The sequence below is a fragment of the Amnibacterium soli genome, from assembly GCF_039544415.1.
In the GTDB taxonomy this organism is placed as follows: domain Bacteria; phylum Actinomycetota; class Actinomycetes; order Actinomycetales; family Microbacteriaceae; genus Amnibacterium; species Amnibacterium soli.
On the sequence record NZ_BAABLP010000004.1, the window covers coordinates 125,490 to 147,839 of the forward strand.

Consider the following 22,350-nt stretch of genomic DNA (forward strand, 5'->3'; position numbering starts at 1 on the left):
ACTGATCCGTACTCCCGTCGTCGGTACCGCACGAGTCTACCGTGCGAGCGGTCGCCGCCGAGCCGGATTCCGGCTTCTGCGGGCTCAGAATCGCCTGGGGTACCGAATCACCCGTCCTGATCCGCGACACGCACTCGCTCGGTGCTTCTCGTCCGTCTCCGCGGCGGTTCCAGGAGGGCGCGGAACGCGGGTGCAGGACGCGTCATCCGTAGGTGTCGCGCGGACCCCGTCCCGGCACGCTGCGCGGACCGTGGTTCCAGCTCGGGGTGTTGGGCCCGAGGAAGCGGAGGGAGTCGACCCCGGCGTCGGGGAAGTCGCGGGCGATCCGGTCGCTGATCTGGCCGCGCATGAGGGACAGCTGGGTCGCCCAGGCGGTCGAGTCGCACCGCACCAGCAGCACCCCGTCGGCGAAGCCCTCGACCGTCGCGTGCCGGGCCGTCTCGGCGCCGGCGATCGACCGCCAGGCCGCGGCGAGGTCCGTCTGCGCGAGCGGCGTGCGCCAGCCGAGCGCGTCCGTGACGCCGTCGAGCACCTTCGAGACGGACAGCGGATCGCGCCCCTTCGCGAAGGGCGTGCTGCCCGGACGCTGCTCGAGCACGCGCCGACGGGACCGGGGTGCGCCGAAGACGGTCCGGAGGCGCGACCAGACCCGCTGCGCCTCGGTCCTCGCCTCCTCGTCCGTCACGCCTCCGATCCTGCCGGATCGACGGGGGCCGCGCCCGGTTCGTCAGCGACGTCGTCGAGCACGTGCCCGGCGCGGATCCGGGTGACGTGACCGGCGAGCGCCGGAGGGATGTCGGCCTCGACCGCCGCCGTGACGATGACCTGCTCGTAGCGCGAGACCCGATCCGCCAGCCGGACCCGGCGGCGCTCGTCGAGCTCGGCGAAGACGTCGTCGAGGATCACGATCGGGTCGCCGGTCTCGAGTGCGTGCCGCAGCAGCTCCACGGCGCCGAGCCGCAGCGCGAGTGCGAGCGACCAGGACTCGCCGTGGCTCGCGTAGCCGCGGGCGGGCAGGGCGTTGATCGTCAGCAGCACGTCGTCGCGGTGCGGGCCGATCAGCGTGATGCCCCGCTCGATCTCGCGGCGGCGCACCCGGGCCAGCGCAGCGGTGAAGCGCTCCGCGGTCGGCGCCTCCTCCGTCTCCTCGTCGATGGTGCGCTGCGCCTCGAGGGTGACCCGCTGGTCGGCGCCGGCCACGACCGCGTACTGCTCGGCGACGATCGGCTCGAGGTCGGACAGCAGCGCGGTGCGCGCGTCGAGCAGCTCGCTGCCCGTGGTGACGAGGCGTTCGTCCCAGACCGCGAGGGACTCCGCGTCGACCATCCCGCGGCTGCCGCGCAGCAGGCCGTTGCGCTGGCGCAGCGCCTTCTCGTAGTCGCTCACCACCCCCGCGAGGCGGGGCGTGCGCTGCACGAGCAGCTCGTCGACGAAGCGGCGGCGGGCCGAGGGCTCGCCCCGCACGATCGCCAGGTCCTCCGGGGCGAACAGCACGCTCGAGACGTTCCGCGTGATCTCCCGCGGCCGGACCGCGGAGCGGTTCAGCTGCGCCCGGTTCGCCCCGACCCGGTTGACGAGGACCTCGGCCAGCACCTCCCGCTCGCCCGAGACGACGGTGGCGCGGATGACCGCGGCGTCCTCACCCGCGCGGACCAGCGCCGCGTCGCCGGAGACGCGGTGCGAGCCGAGGGTCGTCAGGAAGCCGATCGCCTCGACGAGGTTCGTCTTGCCCTGACCGTTGCTGCCGGCGAGCACGTTCGCGCCGGGGGCGAAGACCAGCTCGGCCGTCGCGTAGTTGCGCCAGTCCGTGAGCTGCAGTCGGAGGATGCGCATCGGATGTCGTGCCCTTCATGGATCAGGGGACCCTGCATCGCAGGATCCCCTGGTCCACAGGAAGCGGACTACCGCTTGGTCGGGTGCATCTCCTGCGCGTGCTCGACCTCGGCGGCCTTGACCGCGTGGCCGCCGAACTGGTTGCGCAGGGCCGCGACCGCCTTCATGGCGGGCGACTGCTCCTGGCGCGACACGAAGCGGGCGAAGATCGACGCGCTGATCGCCGGCATCGGCACGGCGTGGTCGATGGCCTCCTCGAGGGTCCAGCGGCCCTCGCCGGAGTCGTCGACGTAGCCGTCGATGTCCGCGAACTGCGGGTCGGCGTCGAGCGCCTTGACCATCAGCTCGAGCAGCCAGGAGCGGACGACCGTGCCGCGCTGCCAGGCCTTGAACGTGCCCGGTACGTCGATGCCGCGGTCGGAGGCCGCCAGCAGCTCGTAGCCCTCGGCGTACGCCTGCATGATCGCGTACTCGATGCCGTTGTGGACCATCTTCGTGTAGTGCCCGGCGCCCACGGGGCCGGCGTGCACGAAGCCCTCCTCGCGGGGGCCCTCGGGGCGAAGCGCGTCGAACACCGGCATGAGGTGCTCGACCTGCTCCTGGCTGCCGCCGACCATCAGGCCGTAGCCGTTCTCCAGGCCCCACACGCCGCCGGAGACGCCGACGTCCATGAAGCCGATGCCCTTGGCGTCGAGCTGCTTGCCGTGCACCTCGTCGTCGGTGAACTTCGTGTTGCCGCCGTCGACGATCATGTCGCCCGGCTCGAGCACCTCGGCGAGCTGGTCGATCACGGAGTCGGTGATCCTGCCGGCCGGCACCATGACCCACACCACGCGGGGCGTGGACAGCGCGGCGGCGAGCGCCGCGTAGTCCGGCACGTCGCTGACGTCGGGGTTCGTGTCGTAGCCGACGACGTCGACGCCGCCCTTCTTCAGGCGGGCGCGCATGTTGTTGCCCATCTTGCCCAGGCCAACGAGACCGATCTTCATGCTTTCCGTCCTCACATCCGTCGTACGGGTCGTCCGGCCGCGCTCAGGTCAGCGCAGCAGCAGGTTCGGCTGGAGGAGGTAGCGGAACTCCTCGTTCCCCACGTCCTCGCGCGACTTCTGCCCGGTGATGAGCACCGGACCGGGCTTGTTCGGGTTCTCCGTCTTCGTGAACGAGATTCGCACGAAGTCCGTGTGGACGCCCGAGAGCCCGTCGAGCAGGAACTGGGGCTTCAGCGACACCACGATGTCGTCGCCGGAGAGCACCGCGTCGAGCTGCTCGGAAGCCTGCGCCTGCTCGGAGCCGGCCGCCTCGAGGGTGAGGCCCTCGGAGGAGAAGGAGTAGCGGAGCGCGGCCTCGCGCTCGAGCACGAGCTGCACGCGACGGGTGGCCTCGACCAGCTCGGCCGTGCCGATCACGGCGAAGTGCTCCGTGGTCTCGGGGAACAGGCGCTTGACCGGCGGGAAGTTGCCCTTGATCAGCAGCGAGGTGACGGTGCGCCGGTCGGACGCGAACGCGATCAGCTCGCGGTCGCCGCCCCGGGTGATGCCGATGCTGACGTCGCCGCTGCCGGCGAAGGTCCGCCCGACCTCCTGCAGCGTGCGGGCCGGCACGAGGGCGCTGACCGGCTCCGCGGTGTCGCCGTTCCACGGCAGCTCGCGCACGGCGACGCGGTAGCGGTCCGTGGCCGTCAGCGAGATCGAGCCCGCGGTCGCCTCGAGCTGCACGCCCGTGATGACCGGGGTCACGTCGTCGCGGGAGGCGGCGACGACGACCTGCGCGATGGCGCCGGAGAACGTGCCCGCCGGGACGACGCCCGTGGACTCGCCGATCGCCGGGAGGCTCGGGTACTCCGCGACGGGCATCGACAGCAGCGTGAACTTCGCGCTGCCGGCGCTGACGAGCACGCGGTTGTCCTGCGTCGAGACCTCGACCGGCATGCCCGGGAGGCGGTTGGCGATGTCCGCGAGCAGCTTGCCGGAGACGAGCACCCGGCCCGGCTCGTCCACCTGCGCGTCGATGCGGACGCGGGCGCTCACCTCGTAGTCGAAGGAGGACAGCGACAGCCCGTCGTCCGTCGTCTCGATCAGCACGCCCGAGAGGATCGGCAGCGTGGTGCGCTGCGGCAGCAGCCGGACGGCGAACGAGACGGCGTCGCTGAACACGTCCCGGTTCGCGTGGAATCGCACCCTGGCACTCCCTGTTCCGTTGGTCCCGTCAGTCGTGCCGGGTGTCTGTCCTGGTTGAAGTCGCTGAGCATGCTAGCGGGTGGCCTCGGCCCGGCTCACGGGCCCTGGCGCCCGGACGGGGGTCGTGTCCACAGCGCGGAATCGAGTCGGAGGAAGAAGAGAAGGAGAAGGACAACCACACTCTTAACAGGTGTGCACACTGTGGATAACTCGTGTGGACCGGCCTGGCGAGCGGGAACTACATCCCTGTCAGTTGTCGAAACCGTGCGGACTGACGGCGGACTCGTGCGCTCCACCATGTTGACGCCCCGACCCGAACTCCACATCGCCCCAGGGGGAGGGGGCCTCGGACGGGGGACCCACCCCCAGTTATCCACAGGTCCCTCACATGGGGGTGGATTCCTGCCCCGCTCCGGACGAACTGCCTGGTCGGGGCCCGATGCACCGCGTCCGGAGACTGTCGGAGGGTGCTGCTACCGCTCCTCCGCCGATGAGCGCCGCCCCCCGCACTCGGGCCACCCGCTCCGGCCCCGACGCTCGCGCCGGGGGCCCTCCGTGGCTGACGGGCGGATGCGCACCGGCCGATGTGCCGCGGGCGGCCCCCGCAGCGGCGTGGGTGCGGCAGTACCGTCAGCGGGTGGAGCGGGCGCGAGCAGCGGTCGAGGCGGTCCGTCGGCGATCCCTGCCCGGCGCTGCTGCGGCGATCGGCGTCGACGTGCACTTCCAGCCCGACGCGATCACGCCAGGAGGGCGGTCGGTCGTCGAGGCGATCGCCGACGACGGACGGTGGCGCACCCAGTTCGAGACCGGCACGAGCAACGGCGGGCTGACCGCCGTCGCGGGCGGCGACCGGTGGCGCTGGGAGTCCCGGTTGTTCGACGGGGTGTACGACGACGCCGACCCGTCCGAGCGCCCCGCCTACGGCGCCGTGCGAGGGAGCGACGACCCGTACGGCCCGGCGCCGCGGTTCGGCTCGGCGCACCTGCGCCTGCGGCCGGAGGTGCTGGCCCGCACGACGCTCTGCTTCCCCGACTCGGTGTTCGAGCCGGAGGCGGTCGGCACCGCGGATCGCGCGGCTGCCGTCGTCCTCGCGCGCCGACGCATCCGACCCGGGGATCCGCTCGACCGCTACGTGGAGGCGCACGTGCACGGCGGGGTCGACCTGCAGCGGGACGTGGCGGCGATCGTGCTCGACCCGAGCTTCCGCGGCACGCCGGTCGAGGACGCGGCCGCCGCGAGCGGGATCCCGGTCGTGTGGCACCCCGGGTACGAGCTCGCGCCCGAACGCCTGCCGGCCCTCGTCGCCTACCGAGGACCAGAGGCCGCGGAAGCGGCGACGCGCATCGCGGGCGGTCGCCCGCTGACCCCGGCATCGCTCGGCCGCGCCCGGCGGGTGGAGGGCCTCGACCCGCAGCTCGTCAAGCGCGTCTGGCACCTGCTCGCCGCCCACGGACGCGTCGGATCGACGCCCCGTCCCTGATCGGACCGAGCGCGGCGTCGACGGAGGGACGAGGCGTCGGACGAGGGGTCAGCGGCGGTAGCGCTGCTCCTGCTTGATGCGGCTCGTGAGCTCGGTGACCTGGTTGTAGATCGAGCGGCGCTCCTTCATGAGCTCGCTGATCTTCTTGTTCGCGTACATCACCGTCGTGTGGTCGCGGCCGCCGAACAGCTGCCCGATCTTCGGCAGCGACAGGCTGGTCAGCTCGCGGCACAGGTACATGGCGATCTGGCGGGCGGAGGCGATCTGCTGCGACCGGCTCGATCCGAACAGGTCGTCGGTGGAGAGCTTGAAGTAGGCCGCGACCGCCTCGATGATGTCGCCGGGCGCGATCACGTTGTCCTCGTCGAGGGTGATCAGGTCCTTCAGCACCGTCTGCACGAGCGCCATGTCGACGGGTGCCCGCGTCAGGCTCGCGAACGCGGTGACGCGGATCAGCGTGCCCTCGAGTTCCCGGATGTTGCTCGACACCTTCGACGCCATGAACTCGAGGATGTCGTCGGGCACCTGCAGCTGGTCGTTCTGCGCGCGCTTCCGGAGGATCGCGATGCGGGTCTCGAGGTCCGGGATCTGCACGTCGGTGATCAGGCCCTGCTCGAACCGCGACCGCATGCGGTCCTCGAAGCCGGTCAGCTGACGGGGCGCCAGGTCGGAGGTGATCACGACCTGCTTGTTGTGGTCGTGCAGCGTGTTGAAGGTGTGGAAGAAGGCCTCCTGCGTGGAGTCCTTTCCCGACAGGAACTGGATGTCGTCGATCAGCAGGACGTCGACGTCTCGGTACCGGGCCTGGAAGCCCTGCGTGCGGTTCGTCGCGATCGAGTTGATGAAGTCGTTCGTGAACTCCTCGCTGGACACGTACCGCACCCGGATGCCCGGGTAGAGGCCCATCGAGTAGTGGCCGATCGAGTGCAGCAGGTGCGTCTTGCCGAGGCCCGACCCGCCGTAGATGAAGAGCGGGTTGTAGGCCTTGGCCGGCGACTCCGCCACGGCGAAGGCGGCCGCGTGCGCGAAGCGGTTCGAGGCGCCGATGACGAAGGTCTCGAAGGTGTAGCGCTCGTTCAGACGCGACTCGGTGCCCGTCGGGATGACCGGGGTCTCGGGCGCGGCCTCCACGGCCACCGCCGCAGCCCGTTCGCGGGCGGCTACGGAGGGGGACGGCGCTGCGGCCGGCTGCGGCGCCGGCGGGGCCGAGTCGTAGTCCGGGACGATGTCGGGGTTCACCGTGACGGCGAAGGTGTGGATCTCGAACTCCGACCCGAGGCCGCCGATCGCCTCGGCGAGCGGGATCCGGCCGCGCTGCTCGAGCATCGAGCGGGAGAAGTCGTTCGGCACCTCGAGGTAGAGGACGCCGGCCATCACGCCCTTGGGCTCGACGAGGCTGATGAAGCCCTGCAGCTGCGGGCCGACCCGCGAGTCGCCGGAGAGCGTGGCGCGGATGCGGGTCCAGGCATCGGCAGCGGCATCCGTCACAAGGCTCTCCTCCCCACGTTCTCGGCTCGTGCATCACGAAGACGGGCGCAGCGGGCGCCTGGCGAGACCTCTGCTCCGACCGGGTACCCGGAGCGACGAGGGCCAACCGTAATGCCCGCCCGTTCGACGCGGCAAGTCTCCACAGGGGCACATCCTGTGTGTGGAGAAACGCCGACGCGACCCGAGGAACACGCGCCCAGACCTGGGGACAACACCGAATCACACCTGTGGAATTCGCCCCTCGTCCAGGGGACGGGGGCTGCGTGATGTACTGTGTTCCGGTTCCGCGGCGCGTTCCTCGCGCCCCACGACTTCGCACCCCGCACGGGTTCCCGGGCGACGAGGTGCATCCGAGATCCAGAGGTGACCGCAGTGTCGAAGCGCACGTTCCAGCCGAACAACCGCAAGCGCGCCAAGGTGCACGGCTTCCGTCTGCGCATGCGCACCCGTGCCGGCCGCGCCATCCTGTCCGCGCGCCGCGCCAAGGGCCGCACCGAGCTCTCGGCGTAGGGGCTCGACGCCCTCCCCGTGCTCGCGAAGGCGAATCGAATCGTCTCGGCGACCGACTACCGGCGTCTCGTCCGTTCGGGTCGCCGGGCTCGCGGTGCGCTGACGCTGGCGTACGGGCGCCGCTCCAACCCCGACTCGCCGCTGCGGGTCGGGGTCATCGTCGCGCGCAACGTCGGCAACGCCGTCGTGCGCAACCGCGTCCGCCGCCGCATCAAGGCGGTCGGCTGGGCGCTCGCCCAGGACGTGCAGGGGCTCGACGTCGTCGTGCGGGCACTGCCCTCGGCGGCCGGCGCCGATTTCGCGGCCGTCGACATCGAGGTGCGCCGACTGGTCGGCACCCTCCAGGAGCGCGCATGAGCGCCCTGCTGCTCCTGCCCCGCAACGCGGTCATCGCCGTGCTGCGGCTGTACCGCGTCGCGGTGTCGCCCCTCTACGGCGACGTCTGCAGGTACCATCCCTCCTGCTCCCGGTACGCCCTCGAGGCCGTGCAGCAGTCGGGAGTCGTCGTGGGCACCGCGCAGGCGGCATGGCGTGTGCTCCGCTGCAACCCCTGGTCCCGCGGCGGGGTGGACGACCCGCCCGCACGACTGCGCTCCTCGTACCGCATCACCACGCACGGCTTCGTTCGGCCGGCAGAGCAGCCGGGAGGCTGAGCACCACTCATGGCGGATCTCTTCAGTCTCGTCCTCTGGCCCTTCAAATGGGTCATCGAGGCGATCCTCGTCGGCTTCCACAGCCTCTGGACCGCGATCGGGTTCGACGGCAACGACGGCCTGACCTGGATCCTCTCGATCCTCGGCCTGGTGATCGTGGTCCGCTCGGCCCTGATCCCCCTCTTCGTGCGGCAGATCAAGAGCCAGCGCAAGATGCTGGAGCTCGCGCCGCAGCTGAAGAAGATCCAGGAGAAGTACAAGGGCAAGCGCGACCAGTTCTCCCGCGAGGCGATGAGCCGGGAGACGATGGAGCTCTACCGCCACAACGGCACGAGCCCCTTCTCCTCGTGCCTGCCGCTCGTGGCGCAGATGCCGATCTTCTTCAGCCTGTTCCAGGTGCTGGAGACCGCGCAGCGCGACCCCTCCAAGGGCGGCGTCGGCCTGCTCACGCCGGCCCTGTCCGGCTCGTTCGGCCGTTCCGACCTCTTCGGCGCCTCGCTGCACGCGACGATCAGCAACAACGGCGGCGACGCGCTCGTCACGGTCATCGGCATCGGCATGGTCGCCCTCATGACGATCACGCAGTTCATCACGCAGCTGCAGATCATGTCGAAGAACGTGTCGGCCGAGACGATGGCCAGCCCGATGTACCGCCAGCAGAAGATGCTGCTCTACGTCCTGCCGCTCGTCTTCATCTTCTCCGGCATCGCCTTCCCGCTCGGCGTGATGTTCTACTGGGTCTTCTCGAACCTGTGGACCATGGGCCAGCAGTTCATCGTCATCCGCAACTCGCCGACCCCGGGCAGCGAGGCCGCCAAGGCCCGAGAGATCCGGCTCGCGAAGAAGGCGGAGCGGCAGCGCGAGCGCAGCGGGGCGCCCCTCGAGGCCCCCGAGGTCGGCGTCGTGGTGCCGAAGGTCAACAACCAGCGCACCCAGCCGGTCGGCAAGGCGCGCTCGAAGCGGACGGGAGAACGACGCGCATGAGCGACGCCAGCGCACCGGTCGAGGACGACGTGGTCGGCCTGCAGGCCGCGCTCGACGGGGAGGCCTCCGGTGAGGACGTCGGGGACATCGCCGCGGACTACGTCGAGGAGCTGCTCGACATCGTCGACCTCGACGGCGACATCGAGATCGAGGACGAGGGCGGCCGCACCACGGTGAAGGTGACCGGCGGCGACCTGCGTCTGCTCTCCGCGGCCGAGACCGTCGGCGCGCTGCAGGAGCTCACCCGCCTCGCCGTGCAGACCCGCACCGGCGGCTTCGCCCGCCTGACGCTCGACGTCGGCGGCAGCAGGGACCAGCGCTCGCGCGAGCTCGCGGTGCTCGTCGACTCCGCCGTCGCGAGCTTCGCCGAGGGCGCGGACCGCAAGGCCCTGGCCCCCATGTCGTCGTACGAGCGCAAGCTCATCCACGATCTCGCCTCGGAGCGGGGCCTCGCGTCCCACTCGGAGGGGGAGGGCGCCGACCGGCACATCGTGCTGACCCCGGCGTGAGCGACGGTCTCGAGCAGGAGCCGGCCGAGGCCGCCCGCGTCTTCGGGGACCGCCTCCCGGTCGTCCGCCGCTACGCCGCGGACCTCGCCGAGCACGGGATCGTGCTCGGGCTGATCGGTCCGCTCGAGCCGCCGCGCCTCTGGTCGCGCCACGTGCTGAACAGCGGGCTGCTCGCAGAGTTCCTGCCCCGCGACGCCGCGGTCGCCGACGTCGGCAGCGGCGCCGGCCTGCCGGGCCTGGTGCTGGCGGCCGCGCGCCCCGACCTGCGCGTCACGCTCATCGAGCCGATGGAACGTCGCGTCGCGTGGCTCGAGGAGGAGCGCGCACGCCTCGGGCTGGAGAACGTCGTCGTCGAGCGCTCCCGCGCGGAGGACGCCGCGCCCGGCCGGTTCGACGTCGTGACCGCCCGTGCGGTCGGCGCGCTGACCGGGCTGCTGCCCATCACGGCGCCGCTCGCGAAGCGCGGCGGCCGGCTCGCACTGCTGAAGGGCGCCGCCGTCGACGCCGAGCTGGCGAAGGCGGAGAAGGTCGTGCGGCGGCTGCGCCTGACCGACGTGCGTGTGGAGATCGCGGGACGCGGCATGGCGGGACTCGAAACCCGCGTGCTCGTGGCTACTGTGCCGTCTTGACCCCTGTCCGGGGGACACCACCCGATCGACCGAGGACAGAAGTGACACCCAGCTCAGCGCTCGACTCGCGAGGGTCGGGATTCGACGAGTCCACGCCCCTCGCTCGCGAGCTCGCGGACCTCACCGCCCGGCGTGCACGACTGCGGGGCAACGCCCTGCCCAGGCCTCGCGCCACCCGCATCTTCACCGTCGCCAACCAGAAGGGCGGCGTCGGCAAGACGACGACGACCGTCAACCTGGCCGCCGCGCTCGCGAAGTCGGGGATGCGCGTGCTCGCGATCGACCTCGACCCGCAGGGCAACGCCTCCACGGCGCTCGGGGTCGAGCACCGGCACGACACCATCAGCGTCTACGACGTCATCGTCGGCGACGCTCCCCTGTCCGACGTGGTGCAGAAGAGCCCCGAGTTCGACACCCTCTGGTGCGCCCCGGCGACCATCCACCTGGCGGGCGCGGAGATCGAGCTCGTCTCCCTCGTCGCCCGCGAGCAGCGCCTCCGCACCGCGCTGAACGCCTACCTCCAGACCGCGGCCGAGCGCTTCGACTACGTGTTCATCGACTGCCCGCCGTCCATCGGCCTGCTGACGATCAACGCGTTCGTCGCGGCGACCGAGGTGCTGATCCCGATCCAGTGCGAGTACTACGCGCTCGAGGGCCTGTCGCAGCTGCTGCGCAACGTCGACCTGATCGAGAAGCACCTGAACCCGGAGCTCACGGTGTCCACGATCCTGCTCACCATGTTCGACGGGCGGACCCGACTCGCGAACGACGTCGCCGACGACGTCCGCAAGCACTTCCCGGAGCAGGTGCTCGGCAGCGTGATCCCGCGCGCGGTGCGCATCTCGGAGGCGCCGAGCCACGGGCAGAGCGTCATCACGTACGACCCGAACTCGCCCGGTGCGCTGTCCTACCTCGAGGCGGCCGGCGAGATCGCGCGTCGCGGGGACGCGGCGTGACCGCCCCCGCCCGCCAGCAGCGGCTCGGCCGCGGCATCGGCGCGCTGCTGATGCCGGACGACGACCGCTCGCTCGAGCAGACGCGCCCCTCCGACGTCTACTTCGGCCGCGCGAGCGAAGCCGCGGACGACCTGCAGCCCGTGCCGGGCCTGCGGCTCGCAGCGCTGTCGCCCGACGAGATCCGCCCGAACCCGCAGCAGCCCCGCCGCGACTTCGACGAGCAGGCGATGGCCGAGCTCGTGCAGTCGGTGCAGGAGAACGGCGTGCTGCAGCCGATCGTCGTGCGGCCGCTGCCGCCCGGCGAGGACGCGAAGTTCGAGCTGGTCATGGGCGAGCGGCGCCTGCGGGCGTCGAAGCAGGCCGGCCTGCGCACCGTGCCCGCGGTCGTCAAGGACACCGCGGACGAGCAGATGCTGCAGGAGGCGCTGCTCGAGAACCTGCACCGCCTGCAGCTCACCCCGCTGGAGGAGGCGAGCGCGTATCAGCAGCTGATCGACGACTTCGGCATCACGCACGAGGAGCTCGGGCAGCGCATCGGGCGCAACCGCACCACGATCACCAACACGATCCGGCTGCTGCGCCTGCCGGAGCCCATCCAGCGCAAGGTCGCGGCGGGCGTCATCACGCCGGGTCACGCCCGCGCGGTGCTGTCGGTCGTGGATCCGGAGCTGATGGACCGGCTCGTCGAGAAGATCGTCACCGAGGACCTGAACGTGCGGCAGGCGGAGGCCGCGGCCATCCGCATGGCCGGTCCGGCGAAGCCGAAGAAGTCGACGGGGCGCCGCAACGAGGGGCTCGACCACATCGCCGACCGCCTCGGCTCGCGCTTCGACACCCGCGTGCGGGTCGACCTGAACGCGAAGAGCGGCCGCATCGTCATCGACTTCGGCTCGGTGCAGGACCTGAACCGCATCCTCGAGGAGATCGGCGAGGAGAAGTGGGAGGAGGGCGAGGCGCGCGAGCGCATGCTCGCCCAGCGCACCGCCGCCCTCCGCCGCTCCTGACCCGCCGTGCTCACGCTTCGTGCCGCCTGCGCCTCGTGCGCGCGGCACGAAGCGTGAGCAGAGCCGTCTCATGACGCCGCACGTGCACCGGATCCGGTTCGAGCAGGGGCTCGTCGGCGGCCGGAGCATCGCGCGCGACGGCGACGCGCTCGTGGTCGTGGTGGACGTGCTCTCGTTCTCGACGTGCGTGTCCGTCGCGCTCGACGGCGGGATCGAGGTGGTGCCGGCGCGGTGGCGCGACGAGCGCGCCTCAGCGCTCGCGGAGGAGCACGACGCGGTGCTCGCGGGACCCCGCTCCGGCGCCGGGCTCAGCCTCTCCCCCGCATCCGTCCGACGGGCGGAGGGGGTGCGGCGCCTCGTGCTGCCGTCCCCGAACGGCGCGACCCTGTCGGCCGAGCTCGCGCAGCACGGCACGGTCATCGCCGGCTGCTTCCGCAACGCGACAGCGGTCGCGCGGGTCTGCGCGGCGCATCTCGCGCGTGGGGCCGACGCGATCGTGGCCGTGGTGGCCGCAGGTGAGCGCTGGACCGACGATTCGTTGCGTCCAGCCTGGGAGGACGTCTGGGGCGCCGGCGCGATCCTCGCCGCGCTCGGGCGGGACGACCTGGCGTCGCCGGAGGCCCTGGCAGCGGCGGACGCCTTCCGAGCCGCATCGGTCAGCGGTCTGCCGCTCGCCGAGGTGGCGAGCGGCAGGGAGCTCGTCGAGCAGGGCTTCGCGGAGGACGTCGCGATCGCCGCGGAGCTCGACGCGAGCGTCGGCGTGCCGCGCCTCGTCGACGGTGTGTTCACCGATCAGGGGAACGCGCGATCCCCTCACCCGTGAACACTGCGCGTGGTCAGGCGTCGCGGAGGGCGCGCTCCGTGATCGCGGCGTAGGCGGAGGAGAGGTCGCGGCCCGTGGAGAGCAGCGCCTGCGGCAGCAGGCTCGTCTCGGTGAGGCCCGGCATCACGTTCGACTCGAGGAACCAGGGCCGGCCCTCGGCGTCGAGGATCAGGTCGGCGCGCGAGAGGTGCCGCAGCCCCATCGCCGAGTGCGCGAGGACCGCGAGTCCGCCGGCGGCTCGTGCGGCCTCCGGGTCGATGCGCGCGGGTGTGAAGAAGCGCGTCTCGCCCGCGGTGTAGCGCTCCGCGAACCCGTAGAACCCGCTGCGGGGCACGATCTCGACCGCGGGCAGCGCCTCGGGGCCGTCGTCCGCGTCCAGCACGCCGACCGCGATCTCCGTGCCGACGACGCGCTGCTCGATGAGCGCCTCGTCCGAGTAGGTGAACGCGTCCATCAGCGCCCGCGGCAGCTGGTCGGCGGTCTCGACCACGGTGACGCCCTGCGCCGATCCGCCGCGGCCGGGCTTCACGACGAGTCCCTCCGACATCGAGCCGAGGATCGTGTCGATCGCGCTGCGGGCGCCGATCTCCCGGAACACCTCCCGCGTGAGCGTGGTGGCTGCGGGCGTCGCGCCACCGGCCGCCTCGACGATGCGCTTCGCGGTCGGCTTGTCCCACGCCAGCCGGGCGGCGGGGCCCCGGCTGCCGATGTAGCGGATGTCCGCGACGTCGAGCAGCGAGCGCAGCGACCGTCCTCACCGCTCGCGCCGTGCAGCGCGGGCCAGACGACGTCGGGCCGCTGCTCGAGCAGGGCGGGCAGCAGCTTCGCATCGGGCTCGGCGGTGGTGACGCGCCACCCGAGCCGGGCGAGCGCGTCGACCACCCGCCGACCCGAGCGCAGCGACACGTCGCGCTCGTGCGAGATGCCGCCCGAGAGCACCACCACGGAGGTCGTTCCGGCCATTCGTACTCCTCTGGGGTCGGCGGGGTGTCGGCGCAGGGGTGTCAGCGCAGGTCGGGCGGTGGGCTGGTGACCGCGCGGTCGTCGCGACGCGGCGCCAGGGAGCCGGTGCCGGCGAAGGCCCGCACCAGCTCGAGCTCGCCGTTGACGACCGTGGCCAGCCGCTGGATGCCGACGAGGATGTCCGCGGGCGTCGGGTAGCAGAACGACAGGCGCATCTCGCGGCCGCCCGAGCCGTCGGCGTAGAAGCCGGTGCCCGGGGTGTAGGCGACGAGCTCGCGCACCGCGCGCGGCAGCATCTGCTTCGAGTGCAGCTCCTGCGGCAGCCCGACCCAGATGTAGAAGCCGCCGTTCGGCTCGTTCCAGGTGAGGTTCGGCAGGTGGGTGCCGAGCGCGGCGAGCATGGCGTCGCGGCGCTCCCGGTACACGTCGCGGAACCGGCCGACCTGCGCGCGCCAGTCCACCGTCTCCAGGTACTCGCTGATCAGCAGGTGGTTGAAGCTCGACGGCGACAGGATCGCCGACTCGGCGGCGAGCACGAGCTTCTCGCGGATCGCGTGCGGTGCGACGGCCCAGCCGACGCGGAAGCCGGGGGCGAACGTCTTGGAGAACGATCCGAGGTACACGACCCCCTCCGGATCGAGCGTGTGGAGGGGAGGCGGCGGCGGGGTGTCGAACCAGAGCAGCCCGTACGGGTTGTCCTCGACGATGAGCACGCCGAGGCGCCGGCAGATCTCGACGACCCGGGGGCGGCGCTCCGCGGACAGGGTGATGCCCGCCGGGTTGTGGAAGTTCGGGATCGTGTACAGGAACTTCACGGTGCGGCCCGCCGCGCGCTGCTCGTGGATCGCGGCCTCGAGCACCTCGGGCACGAGCCCGTCGGCGTCCATCGGCAGGTGGACCACGCGGGCCTGGTACGACTTGAAGACGCCGAGGGCGCCGACGTAGCTCGGGCCCTCCGCGAGGATCACGTCGCCCGGATCGATGAACAGCTTGGTGACGAGGTCGATCGCCTGCTGCGACCCGGTGGTCGTCACGACGTCGTCGGGGGAGGCGGTGATCCCCTCCTCCGCCATGACCTCGACGATCTGCTCGCGGAGGCGCGGCAGCCCCTGCCCGGAGCCGTACTGCAGCGCCTGGGGCGCGCTGGTCAGCAGCACGCGGTCGATCGCACCGGCCACGAGCTCGCGCGGGATCGCGGTGACGTACGGCATGCCGCCGGCGAGCGAGACGACCTCGGGGCGCGAGGCCACGGCGAAGAGCGCCCTGACCTCGCTCGCGGCCAGGCCGGAAGCTCGCTCGGCGTACGTGGCGAGCCACGGGTCGAGATCGGTGCCGGTCGGGCGGAGGTCGCTCACTGGTTCAATCCTCGGCGAGGCAGTGCTTCAGCAGGACGAATGCACCAGGGCAGGAGGGATCCAAGACGGTCTCGTCCTGCTGAAGGCGATTCGTCCTGCCGGGGTGCTGGCCCCCGCCCGTGGATCCGCTCCCGCCGCGGGGTCGCGGAGGGAAGGCCGTACGGGTGGGGGCTGTCAGGCCAGGACCGAAGCGAGGTCGGCCTCGATGGCCGGCTTCGGCTTCGCACCGATGACGGTCTTCACGACCTCACCGTTCGAGTACAGCTTCATCGCCGGGATCGACGTGATCTGGTACTTCATCGCCGTCTCGGGGTTCTCGTCGACGTTGAGCTTGACGATCTCGAGCTTGTCGGGGTTCTCCTCGGCGATCTCGGCGAGGACGGGTCCGACCCGGCGGCAGGGGCCGCACCAGGCCGCCCAGAAGTCGACCAGGACCGGCTTGTCGGACTTGAGGACGTCCTGCTCGAACGTCGCATCGGTCACTTCGCGCATCGCGCTATCACTCCTAGAGGTGGGGACGAGGGGGAACTCTACGCCCGGCCGACGAGCTCGCCGGCAGGCGTGAACGTGGCGCCGGCCGCGGGGGCCTCGCCGGGCTTCGCGTCGCCCTTGGCCTGCGCGAGCAGGTCGCCGGACAGCGACGCCAGGTAGTGCTCGGCGTCGAGCGCCGCGACGGTGCCGGAGGCGGCCGCCGTGATCGCCTGGCGGTAGGTCGGGTCGATCACGTCGCCCGCGGCGAAGACGCCGGGGATCGAGGTGCGCGACGAGCGTCCGTCGACCTTGATGGTGCCCTCGGGGGTCAGCTCGAGCTGGTCCTTGACGAGGTCCGTCCGCGGGTCGTTGCCGATCGCGATGAAGACGCCGTTCAACGGCAGCTCGCGGTCCTCGCCGCCGTTGGTGGAGGCGAGCCGCACGCCGTCCACGAGCGAGCCGCCCGTGATCTCGTCGATCTTCGCGTTCCACTGGAACTCGATCTTCGGGTCGCTGAACGCGCGCTCCTGCATGATCTTCGACGCGCGCAGGGAGTCGCCGCGGTGGATGACGTGGACCTTGTCCGCGAACTTCGTGAGGAAGGTCGCCTCCTCCATCGCGGAGTCGCCGCCGCCGACGACCGCGATCTCCTTGCCCCGGAAGAAGAACCCGTCGCACGTGGCGCACCAGGAGACGCCGTGGCCGGACAGGCGGTCCTCGCCGGTCACGCCGAGCTTCCGGTAGGCCGAACCGCTGGCCACGATGACGGTGAGCGCCTCGTAGACCTTGTGCGACCTGCCCTCGCCCACGTGGACGCGCTTGACGTCGCCGTCGAGCTCCACGGCGGTGACGTCCTCGAGCACGACCTCGGTGTCGAACTTCTTGGCCTGCTGGAGCATGTTCTCCATCAGGTCCGGGCCCATGATCCCCTCGGGGAACCCGGGGAAGTTCTCGACCTCGGTGGTGTTCATGAGCTCGCCGCCGGCCTCGACCGAGCTGGCGATCAGGAGGGGCGCCAGCTGGGCGCGCGCGGCGTAGATCGCGGCCGTGTAGCCCGCAGGGCCCGAACCGATGATGATCACCTGGCGCATGTCTCGCTCCTCGCTCTCGAACGTGCAGGGGCTGGAACGATAACGGCCGGGCGCCTATTCCGGGCCGGGCGGGCCCTCCCCGGTCCGGGGGCGACCGCCTCAGCGCCGGATGCGGGACCGCACGACGTCGGTGACGAGGCGCAGCTCGGGGGCGCGCAGCAGCGCCAGCACCCCGAGGTAGACCAGCCCGCAGACGGCGGCGACGAGGATCGCGGCGCCGAAGCCGCCGAGTCGGGACTGCACGGGCCAGCCGCTGCTGAACCCGCCGAGCAGGGCCAGCACGGCGAGGCCCACGACGAGCGCCGGTGCGCCGGCGATGACGACGCGGCGCACGGCCGCCGAAAGGTGCGGGTCGAGCAGCGGGCCGAGCCGGCGGCGGAGCAGCCGCGTGGCGACGACGAGCTGCAGCGTGCCGCCGATCGAGATCACGAGGGCGATGCCGGCTGCGCGCACCTCCAGGGGCAGCAGGAGGCAGAGCAGGATCCCCGGGACCACGACGAGCAGCTGGGTGATCGTGAACCGGAACGGGGTGCGGGTGTCGGCGAGGGCGTAGAACCCGCGCTGCACGACGTAGAGGACGGTGAAGGGCAGGAGGCCCAGCACGTAGGCGATCAGGACCGGGGCGACCGCGTACGTCTGTTGCGCGATCGTCAGGTACTGCGTCGCACCGCTGAAGATCGCGGTCACCGGCAGTGCCGCGGCGACGAGCACCACCGTCGCGGCACCCATGGTGATCAGCACGAGCCGGAGCACGGTGCTCAGGTCGTCACGGACCGCGGCGGTGTCCCCCTCCGCCGCGTGCTCGCTCATGCGGGGGTAGAACGCCGTCGCGAGCGAGACCGTGATGATCGAGTGGGGCAGCATGAAGAGCAGCCAGGCGTTCAGCAGCGCGGTGGACGACGCCGTCGTCGGACTGCTCGCGGTGCTCACCACGAAGCTCTGCAGGAAGCCCGCCGCCTGCGTAAGCACCAGCATCGCGAAGGTCCAGCCCGCCGCTTGCCCGGTGGCCCGCAGGCCGACGCCGCGCCAGCGGAAGTCGGGCCGGTAGGAGAGGCCGGCCCGGCGCCAGACCAGGGCGAGCACCAGCGCCTGCACGACCAGCCCGAGCGTGGTGCCGCCTGCGAGCAGCGCGGTCTGCGCCGGCGGCAGCGCCGTCGTGCGGTCAGCCGGCACCGTGCCGAACACGCCGAGGAACAGCACCAGCACCGCGATCGCGACGACGTTGTTCGCGACCGGGGCCCAGGTGTACGCGCCGAAGCGCTTGCGGGCGTTGAGCACCTCGCCGAGCACGGCGTACATGCCGAGGAAGAAGATCTGCGGCATCGACCAGTAGGCGAGCGGCACGGCGATGGCGTAGGTCGTGTCGTCGCTGACGGTCAGGCGCATGAGCAGCGGCGCCGCGATCGTCAGCAGCACCGTGAGCCCGCCGACCGCGACCACCGCGATCGTCACGAGCTTGTTGATGTACGCGGCGCCGCCGTCCGCACCCCTGCTCGCGCGGATGGTCTGCGGCACGAGGACCGCGCTCACCAGGCCGCCGCCGATCAGGGCGTAGAGGCTCGTCGGCATCTGGTTCGACAGCGTCAACGCGTTGCCGGCGGGGTTGATCGTGCCGAGGAAGACGATCGTCAGCACGAAGCTGCGGCCGAACCCGAGCATGCGCGACACGATGGTCCCGGAGGCGAGCAGCGCGCTCGCGCGACCGACGCCGGTGCTCATGCCTCGGCCGCCTTCGGATGGCGGCGGCGCTGGATGTTCCGGTAGATGCCCAGCGCGAGCAGCAGGCCGAGCGCGCTGATCAGCGCGACCGCGACGACGGTGTCGAAGCCGGCGGTAACGCTGACGCGGCGGGTGACGCTGTCGCCGATGGTCGTCCCGTCCGGCGCCTCCAGGGAGAGCGTGACGTCCGTGCTGCCGTTGGTGATCGACTTGAACGCGAGCTTGCTCAGCTTGTTCGACCTCGCGGGGATGTCGACGGTGGTGTCGGACGTGCTCTGGAACTGGAGGCGGCCGTTGCTCACCCTCGGATCGATGCGGACCCGCACGGGCACCGGCAGCTCGTTCGACACGGTCACCTGCAGGATCCCGTCGGTGCCGATCGCGTTGCTGTCGGAGCCCTTGAGCACGTGGACCCGCTTCGCGACGTCGGTGAAGGCCTTCTCCGCGACGGCCGCTCCGGCCCGCCAGGCCGAGTCGTCCCCGCGCCAGGCGGCCGACAGCATGCCGAGCAGCGCGAGGCGCTGCGGAGCGATCACGGTGCCCGCGTTCGCCGTGATCGCCTTGCGCAGCTCCTGCACCGGGCGCTCCCGCTCCGTCAGGGAGCGGGCCGTCGCGACGACCGAGGCGCGCGTCGTCGCGTCCTTCAGCCCGACGCGGACGCGGGTGGTCTGGCCGCCGAGCTGGGCGAGGGACCGCATGCGGATCCAGGGCTGCCGGCCGAGCAGGGCGAGCGCGCGATCGAGGTCCGGGCCGTCGCTGCTGCGGCCGGTCGTGGCGAGCAGCGCCGACGTCTCCCGGGTCGCGGCCGCAGTCGCCAGCACGCCGGTCAGCGTCGCGAGCGCCGAAGCGGCGGACTGCCCCTCGCCGCTCGCGGCGGCGAGCAGCGAGGAGGCGGTGGTGTCGGACACGAGCACCCGGCCTCCGGGCACGTCGGCCAGCGGACCGGCGGTGCGGCGGGCCGGGGAGTCGGTCACGTCGTCGGACGGCAGCAGGAGGGTCGACCCGCCTCGGGCGAGCGTCGAGACGTCGCCGGGACCGGCGGTGTGCGGGACCGGCCACGAGACCGCCTGGTCCGACCAGTTCCAGGCGGTGAGCTCGGTGGGCACGGCGTCGCTGGTGCCCTGGGTGGGCGCGGGGGCGGGCGCGGCGTCGTCCCCCGCAGCGGTCTGGAGGGTCGCCCCGGTGAAGCTCACGTCGGCGCGAGGATCGACGCCGGCGGCGCGCGCGAGCGTCTCGTCGACGTCCGCGTAGGGCAGCCGCACGAACTGGTTCGGCAGCTGCCCGAGCCGCTCGAGGAACGCGGTGACGTCCGACGGCGCGCTCGAGCCCGCGAGCCGGATGGAGGCGAGCACCGCCGGATCGAGCGCGACGGTCGCGGCGGGCGCCGCCTGCGCGGCGAGCAGCGCGCGGCTCCAGGCGCCGTCGTCGGCCACGAGCTGCTGCTGGGTCGTCACCTCCACGACACCGGTGGTGGTCCTCGGCGCGACGACGGGGATGACGGTGCCGAAGCCGACGGTCGCTCCGTCGCCCTTCGTCATCTTCGTGATCGACGAGACCGCGATGGTGCGGTCCTGGCCGGTCAGGTACTGCACGTAGAGCCGGCGGGCACCGCTCCTGCTCGAGAGCAGCGTCGAGAGGTCCTTCTTGCTGAGGGTCGCGCGGAGGGTGCGGCTCGAATCCGGGTCGAGCGCGGGCACGTCGACGTTCGCTGCGGCGAGCTGGCCCTGCAGCGCCTCCGGGGGCTTCGCGATGGAGCCGAGCAGCGTGGCGGTGCTGGCGACCGGCGCGTAGTCGAGGGAGAACGCCAGGGATCCGGCGGCGAGGCGCGTCGAGCCGGAGTTCGTCACGGTGACGCTGACCCCCAGCCCGCGGTCGGGGTCGACGACGCCGGCCCGGTCGGGCGCGACGACGACCGAGGTCGTGGACGTGGAGGTCGCCGCGGCGGCCGGCTGCGCGGCCAGCCCGATCGTCGCGGTGGCCGCGGCGAGCAGAGCCGCGAGGAGGCGCCGGGCGGTCACCGCTCCATGCCGGGCGCGCGCTCGAGGGGCTCCGACATGGCGGCGAGTGTACGGAAGGCGACCCCCGAGAGGGGGATGCCGCGCCCGTTCCCTAGGCTTGCGGGCATGCATCCGGTCGCCGCTGCTCTGCCGCGGCTGACCGCGCTCGCCGAGCGGGAGTCCGTCCGCCGGGTGGTGGCCGCGTTCGAGGCGGCCGGTCACGAGATCGCCCTCGTCGGCGGACCGGTGCGGGACGCGCTGCTCGGCAGGGCCGTCACCGACATCGACCTGACCACCTCCGCCCGGCCGGAGGAGTCGGCCGCGGTGCTGAAGCCCGTCGCCTCCGCCATGTGGGACGTCGGGCGGGCCTTCGGCACCGTCGCGGTGCGCGTGGCGGGCGACTCGGTCGAGGTGACGACCTACCGCCAGGACGCCTACGTCCCCTCGTCGCGCAAGCCCGAGGTCGTCTTCGGCGACACCCTCGACGGCGACCTGCGCCGGCGGGACTTCACCGTGAACTCGATCGCGGTGCGGCTGCCGTCGCTCGCCATCGTGGATCCGACCGACGGCATCGCGGCGCTGCTCGAGCGGCGGCTGACCACGCCCTCCCCCGCCGTCGAGTCCTTCGACGAGGACCCCCTCCGGATGCTGCGGGCCGCCCGGTTCACCGCGCAGCTCGGCTTCGTGCTCGACGACGAGGGCCGCCGCGCGATGACGGCGCTCGCGCCGCGCATCGAGGTCGTGTCGCAGGAGCGGGTGCGGGAGGAGCTCGTGAAGCTCGTCTCCACGGACCACCCGGTCGGCGGCCTCGAGCTGCTCGTCGACACGGGGCTCGCCGACCTGGTGCTGCCCGAGCTGCCGGCCCTGCGGCTGACGCGGGACGGCGAGCACCGGCACAAGGACGTGTACCAGCACAGCCTCCAGGTGCTGCAGCAGGCGATCGACCTCGAGCACGAGCGGTTCCCGGGCAGCGCGCCCGACGTCGTGCTGCGGTTCGCGGCGCTGCTGCACGACATCGGCAAGCCCGCGACCCGGCGCTTCGAGGCCGGCGGCCTCGTGACCTTCCACCACCACGACGTGGTCGGCGCGAAGCTGGCCCGCAAGCGCCTGAAGACCCTGCGCTTCCCGAACGCGGAGGTGGACCGCATCGCCAAGCTGATCGAGCTGCACCAGCGGTTCTTCGGCTACGGCGAGGGCGCCTGGACCGACTCCGCCGTCCGCCGGTACGTGCGCGACGCCGGCGACCTGCTGCCGCAGCTGCACATCCTCACCCGGGCGGACGTCACGACCCGGAACGAGCGGAAGGCGCGGCGCCTCGCGACCGCGTACGACGACCTGGAGCGGCGGATCGACGAGCTCGCCGCGCAGGAGGAGCTGGACGCGATCCGGCCCGACCTCGACGGCGAGGCGATCATGCGCGAGCTGGGCGTGGGACCGGGACCCGACGTCGGGGCGGCGTACCGGTTCCTGCTCGAGACGCGCATGGACGAGGGGCCGCTCGGCGAGGAGGAGGCCGTCCGGCGCCTCCGCACCTGGTGGGCGGAGCGCTCCGCGGCCGGCTGAACCGTCGCCTTCCGACTGCCGCCCGGGGTCCCGAGCGCCGCGGCGGCCGTGCTCGTGGATCCCTGCCGATCGGGCCGGGGAGGCGGGCGACCACGCGGCCGTGTACCCTGTTGCGGTTGCCCGGGCGGCGTCAGCATGCCCGCGC

The 22,350-nt window shown here is 72.2% G+C and carries 22 protein-coding genes; 11 read left to right on the forward strand and 11 right to left on the reverse strand.

Going from position 1 to position 22,350, the window contains the following annotated elements:
- Positions 1–202 precede the first annotated feature (202 nt).
- The 4 genes from ABEA53_RS10035 to dnaN form a co-directional block, all read right to left on the reverse strand.
- Positions 203–685, reverse strand: a complete 483-nt coding sequence (locus ABEA53_RS10035) for a DciA family protein (RefSeq protein ID WP_345480998.1) — start codon at positions 683–685, stop codon at positions 203–205.
- Positions 682–1,833 carry a DNA replication/repair protein RecF gene (gene recF / locus ABEA53_RS10040; protein ID WP_345480999.1) on the reverse strand — a complete coding sequence of 384 codons (1,152 nt, stop codon included), beginning with the start codon at positions 1,831–1,833 and terminating at the stop codon, positions 682–684. Before recF ends, ABEA53_RS10035 begins: the two co-directional genes overlap by 4 nt.
- Positions 1,834–1,901: 68 nt before the next feature.
- Positions 1,902–2,837, reverse strand: a complete 936-nt coding sequence (gene gnd, locus ABEA53_RS10045; protein WP_345481000.1) for a phosphogluconate dehydrogenase (NAD(+)-dependent, decarboxylating) — start codon at positions 2,835–2,837, stop codon at positions 1,902–1,904.
- Between the two features lie 33 nt (positions 2,838–2,870).
- Entirely contained in the window at positions 2,871–4,010 is a 1,140-nt protein-coding gene (dnaN, locus tag ABEA53_RS10050; protein ID WP_345481001.1) for a DNA polymerase III subunit beta, read from the reverse strand.
- Between the two features lie 637 nt (positions 4,011–4,647).
- On the opposite strand from dnaN, the gene ABEA53_RS10055 reads away from it, so the two are divergent.
- Positions 4,648–5,490, forward strand: coding sequence for a DUF3626 domain-containing protein (locus ABEA53_RS10055; RefSeq protein ID WP_345481002.1), 843 nt, complete (start codon positions 4,648–4,650; stop codon positions 5,488–5,490).
- A gap of 48 nt (positions 5,491–5,538) precedes the next feature.
- On the opposite strand, the gene dnaA is transcribed toward ABEA53_RS10055, so the two are convergent.
- Positions 5,539–6,978 (reverse strand): chromosomal replication initiator protein DnaA, encoded by a 1,440-nt coding sequence (gene dnaA, locus ABEA53_RS10060; RefSeq protein WP_345481003.1) that lies wholly within the window; start codon positions 6,976–6,978, stop codon positions 5,539–5,541.
- 372 nt (positions 6,979–7,350) lie between these two features.
- Between dnaA and rpmH the strand changes: the two genes are divergently transcribed.
- The 9 genes from rpmH to ABEA53_RS10105 all read left to right on the forward strand — a co-directional run bounded on the left by rpmH (position 7,351) and on the right by ABEA53_RS10105 (position 13,046).
- Positions 7,351–7,488 (forward strand): 50S ribosomal protein L34, encoded by a 138-nt coding sequence (rpmH, locus tag ABEA53_RS10065; protein WP_345481004.1) that lies wholly within the window; start codon positions 7,351–7,353, stop codon positions 7,486–7,488.
- A gap of 18 nt (positions 7,489–7,506) precedes the next feature.
- Entirely contained in the window at positions 7,507–7,845 is a 339-nt protein-coding gene (gene rnpA, locus ABEA53_RS10070; protein WP_345481006.1) for a ribonuclease P protein component, read from the forward strand.
- Complete coding sequence (gene yidD / locus ABEA53_RS10075; RefSeq protein WP_345481007.1) at positions 7,842–8,141, forward strand: membrane protein insertion efficiency factor YidD; 300 nt, start codon at positions 7,842–7,844, stop codon at positions 8,139–8,141. The genes rnpA and yidD overlap by 4 nt, the downstream gene beginning before the upstream one ends.
- Positions 8,142–8,150: 9 nt before the next feature.
- Positions 8,151–9,125, forward strand: a complete 975-nt coding sequence (gene yidC, locus ABEA53_RS10080) for a membrane protein insertase YidC (RefSeq protein WP_345481008.1) — start codon at positions 8,151–8,153, stop codon at positions 9,123–9,125.
- Positions 9,122–9,634 carry a Jag family protein gene (locus tag ABEA53_RS10085; RefSeq protein WP_345481009.1) on the forward strand — a complete coding sequence of 171 codons (513 nt, stop codon included), beginning with the start codon at positions 9,122–9,124 and terminating at the stop codon, positions 9,632–9,634. The genes yidC and ABEA53_RS10085 overlap by 4 nt, the downstream gene beginning before the upstream one ends.
- A complete protein-coding gene (gene rsmG / locus ABEA53_RS10090) occupies positions 9,631–10,263 on the forward strand; it encodes a 16S rRNA (guanine(527)-N(7))-methyltransferase RsmG (RefSeq protein ID WP_345481010.1) in 633 nt (210 codons plus the stop codon). The genes ABEA53_RS10085 and rsmG overlap by 4 nt, the downstream gene beginning before the upstream one ends.
- A 41-nt stretch (positions 10,264–10,304) precedes the next feature.
- Positions 10,305–11,219 (forward strand): ParA family protein, encoded by a 915-nt coding sequence (locus tag ABEA53_RS10095; protein ID WP_345481011.1) that lies wholly within the window; start codon positions 10,305–10,307, stop codon positions 11,217–11,219.
- A gap of 50 nt (positions 11,220–11,269) precedes the next feature.
- Positions 11,270–12,223, forward strand: a complete 954-nt coding sequence (locus tag ABEA53_RS10100) for a ParB/RepB/Spo0J family partition protein (protein WP_345481477.1) — start codon at positions 11,270–11,272, stop codon at positions 12,221–12,223.
- Positions 12,224–12,293: 70 nt separating this feature from the next.
- Positions 12,294–13,046 (forward strand): 2-phosphosulfolactate phosphatase, encoded by a 753-nt coding sequence (locus ABEA53_RS10105; RefSeq protein ID WP_345481012.1) that lies wholly within the window; start codon positions 12,294–12,296, stop codon positions 13,044–13,046.
- A gap of 13 nt (positions 13,047–13,059) precedes the next feature.
- Here the strand turns inward: ABEA53_RS10105 and ABEA53_RS10110 are convergent, their stop codons facing one another.
- From ABEA53_RS10110 to ABEA53_RS10135, 6 genes are all read right to left on the reverse strand, one after another.
- Positions 13,060–13,644, reverse strand: a complete 585-nt coding sequence (locus ABEA53_RS10110) for a D-alanine--D-alanine ligase family protein (RefSeq protein WP_345481013.1) — start codon at positions 13,642–13,644, stop codon at positions 13,060–13,062.
- A gap of 406 nt (positions 13,645–14,050) precedes the next feature.
- Positions 14,051–15,364, reverse strand: coding sequence for an aminotransferase-like domain-containing protein (locus tag ABEA53_RS10115; RefSeq protein WP_345481014.1), 1,314 nt, complete (start codon positions 15,362–15,364; stop codon positions 14,051–14,053).
- Positions 15,365–15,538: 174 nt separating this feature from the next.
- Complete coding sequence (gene trxA / locus ABEA53_RS10120; RefSeq protein ID WP_345481015.1) at positions 15,539–15,856, reverse strand: thioredoxin; 318 nt, start codon at positions 15,854–15,856, stop codon at positions 15,539–15,541.
- Positions 15,857–15,894: 38 nt separating this feature from the next.
- A complete protein-coding gene (gene trxB / locus ABEA53_RS10125) occupies positions 15,895–16,926 on the reverse strand; it encodes a thioredoxin-disulfide reductase (RefSeq protein ID WP_345481016.1) in 1,032 nt (343 codons plus the stop codon).
- Between the two features lie 99 nt (positions 16,927–17,025).
- Complete coding sequence (gene murJ, locus ABEA53_RS10130; RefSeq protein ID WP_345481017.1) at positions 17,026–18,645, reverse strand: murein biosynthesis integral membrane protein MurJ; 1,620 nt, start codon at positions 18,643–18,645, stop codon at positions 17,026–17,028.
- On the reverse strand, positions 18,642–20,663 hold the full coding sequence (locus ABEA53_RS10135; protein WP_345481018.1) for a DUF6049 family protein: 2,022 nt from the start codon (positions 20,661–20,663) through the stop codon (positions 18,642–18,644). The genes murJ and ABEA53_RS10135 overlap by 4 nt, the downstream gene beginning before the upstream one ends.
- A gap of 105 nt (positions 20,664–20,768) precedes the next feature.
- Here ABEA53_RS10135 and ABEA53_RS10140 point away from each other — a divergent pair, with 105 nt between their 5' ends.
- The gene (locus tag ABEA53_RS10140; protein ID WP_345481019.1) at positions 20,769–22,205 is read left to right on the forward strand and encodes a CCA tRNA nucleotidyltransferase; all 1,437 of its coding nucleotides are present in this window, start codon (positions 20,769–20,771) and stop codon (positions 22,203–22,205) included.
- Positions 22,206–22,350 lie beyond the last annotated feature (145 nt).